This is a genomic window from aff. Roholtiella sp. LEGE 12411 (genome assembly GCF_015206995.1).
In the GTDB taxonomy this organism is placed as follows: Bacteria; Cyanobacteriota; Cyanobacteriia; order Cyanobacteriales; family Nostocaceae; genus Komarekiella.
In genome coordinates, this window is the sequence record NZ_JADEXR010000060.1 from 21545 (window position 1) to 31611 (window position 10067).

Here is a 10067-nt window from a genome sequence, read left to right on the forward strand (position 1 = left end):
GGGGTTTTTTAAACGCAGAGTAACGCAGCAAAAAGTTACTCTGCGTTTAAAACTCCCTCACAAACTCAGTCAAGAACCTGAATGCTTTGAGGATATAACTAGCGCAATCTCTAGGAGAAGTATTGTAGAACGATCGCCACGCGCTAGCTTTATCTTCGTCATAGCGATCGCTTTTTTCGGGATGGCGTTCTAACCATGCTAGTCGCACTGCATGACCGATTAACACATCCAAAACTATATATTCTTCGATTTGCAAATTGGGATTATTGGCAGCGATCGCAGCTAATTCTATCAATGCTTCAATATTAACTTGTCGGTATTCTGGAGCCTCAATTTTATTTAGTAAATGCTCAACTAACAAGGCAAAATTCCTTTCTCCCGCTGTCATTTCCGATAGCATTAACTCACTATCTAAACGATTGCGGCGCTCTAATTTATCACCAATCACTAAGCCTTTGCAATGTTGCATCAATAGCCAAACCTGCTTAAAAAATTCTTTTGGTACGCGGCCTGTTGCACCTTCTGCTTGGCGAAACCACCGCCAACCACCTGGAGGAACTTCTATTTCTTCTCCAATTGCTGGTAAAACTACCCAAGCAATATCGCTTTCTTTTTGCTTGACGTGCAGTGATTCCATTTGACGCAACAAGTTACTCATGCCAGTATATCCAGTCAATACCTGATATAGGCGCATTTTCACCTCAAATGGTGAAAGTTGCATTAAATAATCGTATGCTTCATCTTGAGTAACATACAATTCCCGCGCCACTTCGCTGGTTATCAACAGAATAAGATAGCCGACTCTCAACGTCAGCAGTCCCCGAAACAGTTCGGTTTCTGAGCGGATGAGAATGCCAAGATAGATTAAGATCTCTTGCGTGAGGACGCGATCGCGGATATCTTCACGGCAGAAATGATTTATTTTCTCGGCAATTTCATGATGGGACATGGGTACGGTAATCAATGATGCTTCACTGTAAGCTTTTCCTACAGCAATTTGCTTACCTTGAACTAAAATACTCGTCACTGCATCTGACAAGCCGATATCAACCATACGCTGCAACCCAGCAGCACGACGTACCACCGCCCAGATGCCTAAATCTCCAGCTTTGGTGTAAACTTCATCGAGTAAATCGGCTACGGTGACAGGATATCCTGGGCCACCATATCCTGTATCAAATTTCAATCCTTGCAATCGTGTCAAAGTCTGCAATAACTCAATTTGCTCATAGATATTTTCTGATGAGCGTAAATAAGAAAGTAATAACCCTAAGTTAGTTTCACACTCCATCTGAAATTCTTGGGTATGCCCTAAGCGCCAATTTTTTTCAGGATGATAAGCCAAGTAGTAGCAACGTGGCCCAGCATTTTTCAAGGGCGACAGAGATAATTTAGCATCTTGAAGAAAATCAATCCTTTGCATCCCAGCTGTTAGCATTAGCTGATTTAGTCGCCCCAATTTTACCTGCACACCATTACAAACTCCATCTTTCAATTCTTGTATCAGTCTTAGTAATGCCTCAAAACCGATTTCTAACATGGTGTGCGTCAACATTAAAGTTAAGGTAGGACGTCCTAAATCACTCCAATATTTTTGAATATAAGCAAGTTCACTTCTGATTTGATCTAACAGAAAATGGTAATCAAGAGTTAAGTAAAACTGTTGAGAGTCTAAAAATGACGGCAAAAATACAATTGTTTCCCCCTGAATGCGAAAGATTCTAGATGTTGTCAAACTCCGCAATCGCCTTACTGGACGCCCGGTTAAACCCAGTTTGTTGTTGCTTCCTATTTGAGTATAAATATCTGAAAGTTCCCCAGCTTTTCTTACCTGAATTGGTTCTAACTGGGAGGGTGTTTGTGTTTCAACTCCATGAACTTCTAATTTAGCTTGTAAATCTTCATCTTCTGCTAGTAAAGCAATTTGTACCAACGCCTCGCGCTGTTTTCCTACACATAAATGCCTTCCCAAGGGGTCGATATCGCCAACTGCTAGTAAATCTTCACTCAACATTTGACTGAGAAGATATAAACTTTGCGCCCATACTAAGGGAACATTTTCATTAGGTAAACGTAGTTGAGTTTGAGGTGCTAACTTTTCAGCTTCTATGTTTTCGGCTGGGACATAATAAAGTTCTGGCAATAAACGCAAACCATCTTGTTCAATAAATAATGATTCTAAACTTTCTTGGTAATTTTTAACTTGCTCTCCATTACCACGAAATAACCCATCTAGAACTAAATAAGTAAAAAATAATGGCCATTCGCATTCAATATGTTCAAATTGCTTGAGTTCCCACGGTTCGTAGTGTAAGCGATGGCTATCTTCTAATACGGTTTGGTGTCCATCGCGCAGGAAGCGTTTGCAGCCGTATTTGCCTGCAAGTTTGGTGATAATCTCGTTGAAGGTGCGATCGCGTAATTGCAAATCTTCTACCGCAAAGGCGGGAAAACTAATAATACTCAACAGTGCCGCATCAATTTCTTTAGAGCCAGATTCTCTCGGTAATAGGGATTCTAGAGTAATCCGAGCACGAGCAATTTCATCCGGTAGCACATGAATCACTGACGTTTGACTACCATGCACTCCAAATAAATTCAGCCCGTTGATGGCTTCCAAAGCTGCTTTCGCCATGCCTACGGAACTGGTGTTTAACTCGGCATTGCCACGATTAATTTTGTTACCGCGTTCCCAAATACCATAATCTGGTGTACGATAAGCTCGTCCAATGTAGTAAACCAAGTTTTGGACGAAATTCACTTCATCAATTGTATAGATTATTTGCAATCCCGCAGCGGTCATTTGCGCCAACATTAGTAAAAATATAGATGTGGCATCAAGTTGCAAATGTCCCCATTCGTCATCACCAACAACAATATCACCAGTTGCAGTGTTGTATTTGGCGTGCAGACCATCTAGTAGTGACTGAGTATGTTTAAATGTCTCCACTTTATGAGCCTGTCGCATCATCGCAAAGAGTAGCCCGCGCATTAACTTGATGACACTGTGTTCTAGTTCATAACTGTGTCCCTCATGATCGTCAACCTTGCGGTATGCAAGTGCTAAACCCCAAACTCCTAAAATGCTGTAAACATTATCTCGTACCCAGGCATCAGTATAATCACCGTGGGCAGTGATTGCCGTACTTGCAGGTAGCAAACCAGTAATCGGATTCTGACGAGCAAGGATGATAGTTTGAATTTGCTGGTAGTAATACTCCAGGCGAGCTAGCAATTTAGTAGATGTTTTCATGGTTTGGTTCAGAGCAACTTACGGAATTCGACCCTGTGGCTGTGCAGTAATGAGCGATCGCACACAGATGAGGGTAGTGTGAGTTTATTATTATCTCGCTTTACTAGGCGTATCGGTGCTGAATTTCAGTGAACCATAACCAAAATTCAATATTTTTTCAATTGGTGAGCGAAAGTTAGGAATTAAGAGTTAGTAACTGTCTATTGTCAGTAAACATTGCCCAATTTAGAATAACTCTAAATGTGTTATTTGGTTCAACCATGCAAACACAAGCAACGCCTTTTACTCTTCGGCAGTGGACTGTTGCAGAATACCAAAAGATGGCAGCAGCAGGCATTTTTCACCCAGAGGAACGAGTTGAATTAATCGCAGGACAGATTATCAGGATGAGTGCAAAAGGAACCGCTCATACTTCAGCAGTAGGACGAACTGCCAAAGTTCTACGTCACCTTCTGGAAAATCGGGCAGATATCCGCACTCAAGATCCTATCCAGTTAGATAATTTTTCAGAACCTGAGCCTGATATCGCTGTAGTGAAAATTGACCCACTCGACTATGCTGATCATCACCCTACCACATCGGAACTTTTCTTAATTATTGAGGTGGCAGATAGTAGCTTCAAATACGATCGCGAGACTAAAGGCAAAGTTTATGCACAGTCGAAAATCAGAGATTATTGGGTGCTAGATGTTATTAATCGGAAGCTCCACGTATTTCGAGAACCCACTCAAGAGGGATATGATAGCGAGGTAATTTTTACCGAAGATACTATTGTTTCATCTTTGCAATTTCCGGGAATAGCGATCGCCATTGCACAGATATTACCACCAGTTATTGCTAAATAAAGTGAGATTTGGGTGAAAAGCGATCGCATCTCGTAATTTTACGGTGGTGGTCACTTTTCATTCAGCTACACATCTGTTTGTAAATATATTAACTGTATAAAGTTTGTCAGTAAATTCTTTGATTGGGTTGACACCAATTCTCGCAGCAGTAAAATTTACTTTAAGTTACAGAAAAATTACATAAAAATCAGGGCAAGTAAGTTACTGACTTGTGTAGAATGCCACAAATTCTCAACACTAGTAATTAGTTACCGCATAATACCATTCCGGGTTAGTATATGGCTTAGCGATGCCTTGATTGGAATCAATATTGAATTTTTGAAATTTTATGGACCAAAGTCCACAGGATGGCAGTATCAACCTCCTCTAAGCTGGTGAGGCAGTCTCCCAGCGCGGGGGAGACATTAGGAGGTATTATCATGCTCACACAAGATGTTCGCACGGCTCTTGATATTGCCGATTTGAACCAATTGAAATGGGATTTAAATCGCTTACAACCAGTGGATGTAGGCGAATACATTACACAATTGCCTAAAAAACAACGGGCGATCGCATTTCGTTTACTGAACAAAACTCAAGCAATTGATGTATTTGAATATCTGCCAACAGAGGTACAGGAAGAATTAATTAATTCCCTGCATGATGTCGAGGTAGTGCAACTTGTAGAGGCGATGAGTCCTGATGAACGGGCAGAATTATTTGACGAACTACCTGCTGGGGTAATTAAACGGCTGTTACAAGAACTGAGTCCAGAACAAAGGCAAGCTACAGCAACGATTCTCGGCTATCCAGAAGGTACTGCTGGGCGGGTAATGACAACGGAATATGTCCGGTTACGGGAGGGATTGACTGTCGGAGAAGCCTTAAGCAAAATCCGCCGTCAAGACGAAGACAAGGAGACAATTTACTACGCTTATGTTACAGATGATAACCGCACGTTGGTGAGAGTGGTTTCATTACGCCAGTTGTTATTTACTTTTCCCGATGTTTTAATCCGAGATATTGCGAGCGATCGCGTCATCAAGGTGAGAACTGAAACTTCTCAAGAAGAAGTCGCCCAAATCATGAAGCGCTATGACTTAATCGCTATCCCGGTGGTTGATCGGGAAAACCGATTAGTCGGTATTATCACGATTGATGATGTGATGGATATTTTGGAGGAGGAAGCTACAGAAGATATTCAAAAATTGGCGGGTGTAAGTGGTGATGAAGCAGCTTTGTCCTCTCCCCTACTGACTATACGCAACCGCTTGCCTTGGCTGTTGGGCATCATGGCATTGTATATTGGTGCAGCCAGTGCGATCGCGCCTTTCCAAACTATAATTTCTGCCGTGCCAGTTCTAGCAGTCATCATGCCAATTTTCTCTAACACTGGTGGTACTGTTGGAATTCAATCATTAACAGTAACCATCCGAGGCTTGGGTGTGGGTGAGGTGACACCCAAAGATACGCTGAAAATTCTCCGCAAGGAACTTTGTGCTGGTTTGGGCACAGCTGTAGTTTTAGCCACAACAATGTTCCTACTTTCCTTGATTTGGGCGCGACCCCAAGAACGATGGGTGGCTTTAATTGCTGGAATGGTAATGGCAACTAATACAATTGTGGCTGTCACACTTGGCACTTTACTGCCAATGGGTTTGAAACGCCTAAAGCTTGACCCTGCCTTAGTTAGCGGGCCATTGGTGACAACAATGCTGGATACAATTGGGTTTTTAACGTTCCTGTCTCTGATTTCGTTTGGTTTACAGGTATTACATTTACCAAGTTAATGTGCGTCAAGATTGCATATTTCATTAAAACTGTCAATAGTCACTAGTTCTTTGTACTTTATAAATACAAATGACCAATGACCAATGACCAATGACAAAACAATTTAATAGAAGACAGATGCTATCATTTGCTCTGCGTATGTAAATTAAAAAGCTGTAGAGATGCGAGAAGTCGTATTTCCATAGCAGGATGATAGCTATTTATGCCTACTACCACCTGGAATCGTCATCACGTTCTTTCCCTGTCTGACTTCACTACCGCTGAATACGATACTGTTTTGCAAACTGCTGCTTCTTTTCAAGAGGTATTATCACGGCGGACAAAGAAAGTGCCAACCTTGCAGGGACAGGTGGTGGCGAATTTATTTTTTGAATCGTCTACCCGGACTCGCAGCAGTTTTGAAATTGCTGCCAAACGCTTAAGTGCGGATACGCTGAACTTTGCCGCGGCGACTTCTTCGATGACAAAAGGAGAGACAATTCTTGACACAGCGAAGACTTATTTGGCAATGGGAACTGATATTATGGTGATTCGCCATCGAGAGGCAGGAGTACCAAATGCGATCGCAGCTGAAATGGATCGTTTAAGTGTTCGAGTTAGTGTGCTCAATGCTGGTGATGGTCAACATGAGCATCCTTCCCAAGCACTGCTAGATTTATTTACCATTTGTACTTTAATTGACCCAGCTAATCCCCGACTGCAACTTCTAAAAGGTAAAAAGATTGCCATTGTTGGAGATATTCTGCATTCTCGCGTTGCGCGGTCAAATATCTGGAGTTTAATTGCCAGTGGTGCTCAAGTACATCTCGCAGCGCCACCTACCCTCTTACCCAAGTTATTTGCTGAGTATTTCTCTGAGGAGACAGGAGATAGCAGTCAGGATTTATTCACTATTTCCTCATCTCTCCCACTCCCCCACTCCCCATTACCCCTTATCCCCAATCCCCAATTATTTCTACATTGGCAACTAGAACCAGCTTTGCAGGATGCTGATTTTGTTATGACTTTGCGCCTGCAAAAGGAACGTATGACCGCTCATTTACTACCAAGTTTGCGAGAATATCATCAGCTGTTTGGCATTACCCGCGCAAAGTTGCAATTGTGCAAGCCTAATGTTAAAGTTTTGCATCCAGGGCCAGTCAACCGTGGTGTGGAAATTAGCTCTGATCTGATGGATGACCCGGAATTTAGTCTTATTCAATCACAAGTTACTAGTGGTGTTGCTGTTCGCATGGCACTGCTGTATTTGTTAGGTAGCGGCAAGGCTTAATATTCACCTGAATGTATTGCGCCCTATATGGTTCCAAAAAAATAGGATAACTCTGGAAAATTCCAGAATTACCCCTAACTAAATTTTCAATTTCAACCAAAATTGATTAGGCAAAAGCGGCGGTTGTTACATCATTATTTGCCAGAATTTCTTGCAATTCCTCGGCATCTACCGTTTCTTTATCAACCAACATTTGTGCTATCTGCTCTAAAATGTGGCGGTTGCCCATTAACACTTCTTTAGCGCGTGTATAGGCTACATCCACAAGTTTGCGGACTTCTTCATCAATTGCAGCAGCGGTTTCTTCAGAAAAATCGCGCTCTGACATGATATCCCGACCTAGGAACATGTTACCTTGCTGACGACCAAGAGCAACTGGGCCTAAGCGATCGCTCATCCCAAATCGGGTAATCATCTGACGCGCAACCCGCGCTACTTGTTGTAAGTCGTTGGAAGCACCAGTGGTAACTTCTTCTTCACCAAAGATTAATTCTTCGGCGATACGACCACCTAAAGCTACCGCCATCTGATTTTCCAGATAAGCACGGCTGTACAAACCAGTGTCCATCCGGTCTTCACTGGGGGTAAACCAAGTTAAACCACCTGCGCGACCACGAGGAATGATGCTAATCTTCTGTACAGGATCGTAGTCTGGCATTAAAGCACCAACTAAGGCGTGACCAGCTTCGTGATATGCTACCAAGGTTTTGCGCTTTTCGCTCATTACCCGGTCTTTCTTCTCTGGGCCAGCCAATACGCGGTCAATGGCGTCGTTAATTTCGTCCATCGAAATTTCGGTCAAATTCCGACGTGCTGCCAGAATTGCGGCTTCATTCAGCAGGTTGGATAAATCTGCGCCGGTAAATCCAGGAGTACGACGGGCAATTTTATCCAAGTCTACGTCTTTCGCCAAGGTCTTACCACGGGCATGTACCTTCAAGATTTCGCTGCGTCCGGCGTAGTCGGGACGGTCTACCACAACTTGACGGTCAAAGCGACCTGGACGCAACAGGGCTGCATCTAGGACATCAGGACGGTTAGTAGCGGCAATAATAATGATGCCGGTATTGCCTTCAAAGCCGTCCATTTCTGTGAGCAACTGGTTGAGGGTTTGTTCCCGCTCATCGTTACCACCGCCTAAACCTGCACCCCGTTGACGACCTACGGCGTCAATTTCATCGATGAAGACGATACAAGGAGCATTGGTCTTAGCTTGTTCAAATAAATCGCGGACGCGGGATGCACCCACACCTACGAACATTTCCACAAATTCGGAACCAGAGATGGAGAAGAAGGGTACACCTGCTTCGCCTGCTACAGCACGAGCTAGGAGGGTTTTACCTGTACCAGGAGGGCCAACTAACAGCACACCTTTAGGAATTTTTGCACCAACTGCGGTAAAGCGATCGGCGTTTTTCAGAAAGTCTACGACTTCATTTAGTTCCAATTTGGCTTGGTCAATACCAGCTACATCGCTAAATGTCACCTGTGTTTGTGGCTCCATTTGCACTCTGGCTTTGGACTTACCAAAGTTCATGGCTTGGCTACCTGGGCCATTTTGGGCACGGCGTAGCAAGAAGAATAAGCCAACCAGAAGTAATATTGGGAAAAATAAGCTGCTGAGTGTCTTAAACCAAAATCCTTCATCGGTTTGAGGCAAAACATTGATATCAATGCCTTTGGCAGTTAGAGTATTGATCAAGTCTGGGTCGTTGACCAATGTTACCAGCTTTTTATTCGGGTCATACTTGGGTGTCACCAGAGCTGTTGAGCGGTCTGCACTCAGACTGACTTTTTCTACTCTGCCTTTCTCAACTTCTTGAATAAACTGACTGTAACGCCATGTCTCTCTGCTTTGAGGTTGCTTGTCAAAAAATGCTGTTCCTAGCGCAATGACAACAATAAATAGCAGCGCGTACAGCCCTGCATTTCTCCATCGTTTATTCACCGAGGTCTATCCTCCTGTATTTTTTGTGCGTTTCGCTTCCAGCAGTGGCTACGCGCCATCGCGTAGTGTCTCTGATAGGAGAGGGCATTATTAAAATTATGTTAACTTATCTTAACGTATAACATAATGGCATTCCTATCATGCTAAAAATAGCCGCCTGAGCCATTTAAAACTAGGATGGTGAGGATTATATTGTAACGAGCCTGCGGGCTGATGAACGGTATGAATGGGGATAATTTGCACGACACTATTAGTGTAGGCGATCGCTTCAAATCCCTTGACCAAATCCGCTGTCCACGGTTCCTCTTGCACTAGTTGCTGGTGCTTTTGTAGCCAGTTTAGAAGTTGCGATCGCGCAACTCCTGGTAAAATTCCTGTAGATAATGCCGGTGTCCACCATCCACCATCCCGCCACCCCCAGAGATTGCCTGTACTAGTTTCTAGCCAATTTCCTACTGTGTCCACTAAAATCGCTTCTTGAACATCTAAGGATTGGACGCTAGTTTTTGCTAACCAAGCACTCAAGTAATTTCCAGTTTTATGAGATGGGAGACTACGATAAAATTCCGGCTGAGCAATGGCGCAAGACACACCGTTTTTTTGTTTTTCTGTCAAATCATCTGGTAAAAATCTGCCAATTATCCACTCCCGTCCATCGGGAAAGATGGTAACTCTGAGAATAGGAAAGTGTGCCAAGATAATTTCTGCGCCTTGACGCACACGTTTCCAGTTTGGATGCTGCCAACCAAAAGATTGTAGTGAAAAGAGTAGGCGATCGCAATGTGTCTGCCAATCAGTTAAATTATCATCTAACGAATTACCATAAACCCGCAGCGTTGTAAAAACCGTTGCTCCATACAGTAACCCTGGATCATTAACATTTAATTCCAAAGTTTGGGATTCAATTAATTTGCCATCGTACCAAAAAATGTCATTAGTCATAAGTCAGCCGTCTAATACCCCATGCCCCATGCCCCATGC

Annotated in this window: 6 protein-coding genes; 3 read left to right on the top strand and 3 right to left on the bottom strand. The window is 43.2% G+C overall.

Going from position 1 to position 10067, the window contains the following annotated elements:
• Positions 1-46 precede the first annotated feature (46 nt).
• A complete protein-coding gene (locus IQ246_RS15070; RefSeq protein WP_194004169.1) occupies positions 47-3253 on the bottom strand; it encodes a glycoside hydrolase family 15 protein in 3207 nt (1068 codons plus the stop codon).
• A 260-nt stretch (positions 3254-3513) separates the two neighbouring features.
• Here IQ246_RS15070 and IQ246_RS15075 point away from each other — a divergent pair, with 260 nt between their 5' ends.
• The 3 genes from IQ246_RS15075 (at position 3514) to IQ246_RS15085 (ending at position 7138) form a co-directional block, all read left to right on the top strand.
• On the top strand, positions 3514-4098 hold the full coding sequence (locus tag IQ246_RS15075; RefSeq protein ID WP_194004170.1) for a Uma2 family endonuclease: 585 nt from the start codon (positions 3514-3516) through the stop codon (positions 4096-4098).
• Positions 4099-4517: 419 nt separating this feature from the next.
• Positions 4518-5867 (top strand): magnesium transporter, encoded by a 1350-nt coding sequence (gene mgtE, locus IQ246_RS15080; protein WP_194004171.1) that lies wholly within the window; start codon positions 4518-4520, stop codon positions 5865-5867.
• 203 nt (positions 5868-6070) lie between these two features.
• Positions 6071-7138 (top strand): aspartate carbamoyltransferase catalytic subunit, encoded by a 1068-nt coding sequence (locus tag IQ246_RS15085; RefSeq protein WP_194004172.1) that lies wholly within the window; start codon positions 6071-6073, stop codon positions 7136-7138.
• A gap of 106 nt (positions 7139-7244) precedes the next feature.
• Here the strand turns inward: IQ246_RS15085 and ftsH3 are convergent, their stop codons facing one another.
• Entirely contained in the window at positions 7245-9086 is a 1842-nt protein-coding gene (ftsH3, locus tag IQ246_RS15090) for an ATP-dependent zinc metalloprotease FtsH3 (RefSeq protein ID WP_194004173.1), read from the bottom strand.
• Between the two features lie 138 nt (positions 9087-9224).
• Positions 9225-10028: an aminotransferase class IV gene (locus tag IQ246_RS15095; protein WP_194004174.1), complete on the bottom strand. Its 804-nt coding sequence runs from the start codon at positions 10026-10028 to the stop codon at positions 9225-9227.
• Between the last annotated feature and the right edge of the window lie 39 nt (positions 10029-10067).